A 915-nucleotide genomic window follows, 5' to 3' on the forward strand; every position below is an offset into this window, starting at 1 on the left:
TATAGTCAGTCTTTTATAAATAAGATACAATGCTTTTAAAATAAAGAGAAAGATATAATCATTATGACTTACTCAGCAGACTTTCGAACGCAAGTTATAAAAAGCGTCAAAGACAAAGACATGAGCATTCGTCAAGCTTGTATTTTCTATGACATCAGCAAAACCACTTTACAGCGTTGGCTGAAAAACCCAAGTATCAAACAAACTCGGGATAAGCCACCCAGTAAAATACCAAATGAAGCACTTCTCAAAGACGTCGCGCAGTATCCAGACGATTACATGTACGAGCGAGCTCAACGTTTAGGCTGTAGCAAGTCAGGCATTGATATTGCCCTAAAGCGCCTTGGTATCAGTCAAAAAAAAGACCTTAGAGCATCCAAAAGCGTGTCCAATAAAAAGAGCAGCGTATCAGAGTAAGCTCAATAGTTTTATGCAGCAAGGCTATCCCATTGTGTACATGGATGAAAGCGGCTTTGAGGCTGAAACCATTCGTTCTCATGGCTATGCACCGATAGGTAAACCCTGTATCGACAGCTATAACTGGCAAGCAAGAAAGCGCACTAACGTTATTGGTGCGCTCTATGAAAAAATGTTATTTGCCTTAGATTACTTTGAGCAAAATATTAACAGCAGCATATTCTACCACTGGTGCAAACACACGCTAATACCAAGTCTTAAAACAAAATGTGTGATCGTGATGGACAATGCTAGATTTCATAAGAACAAATGCATTCAAAAACTACTGAACAGACATGGCCATCGTATTCTTTGGTTGCCACCCTACAGCCCTGATCTAAATCCCATTGAAAAGAAGTGGGCACAGGTAAAATTTCTACGTCAAGGCTGGATGGAGAATAATCTACCTAAGCTGTTTCATGATATGGGTTGTATCTCTTTTATTCTAGACTGACTATA

At 39.3% G+C, this 915-nt stretch carries 2 protein-coding genes; both read left to right on the top strand.

The window, feature by feature from the left end; translation table 11 throughout:
- The first annotated feature begins 63 nt into the window (after positions 1-63).
- Positions 64-417: an IS630 transposase-related protein gene (locus JFC05_RS12660; RefSeq protein WP_075100793.1), complete on the top strand. Its 354-nt coding sequence runs from the start codon at positions 64-66 to the stop codon at positions 415-417.
- A complete protein-coding gene (locus JFC05_RS12665; RefSeq protein WP_198337142.1) occupies positions 344-910 on the top strand; it encodes an IS630 family transposase in 567 nt (188 codons plus the stop codon). Before JFC05_RS12660 ends, JFC05_RS12665 begins: the two co-directional genes overlap by 74 nt.
- The last annotated feature ends 5 nt before the right edge of the window (positions 911-915 follow it).

It is taken from the genome of Psychrobacter celer, assembly GCF_016107555.1.
Taxonomy (GTDB): Bacteria; Pseudomonadota; Gammaproteobacteria; order Pseudomonadales; family Moraxellaceae; genus Psychrobacter; species Psychrobacter celer.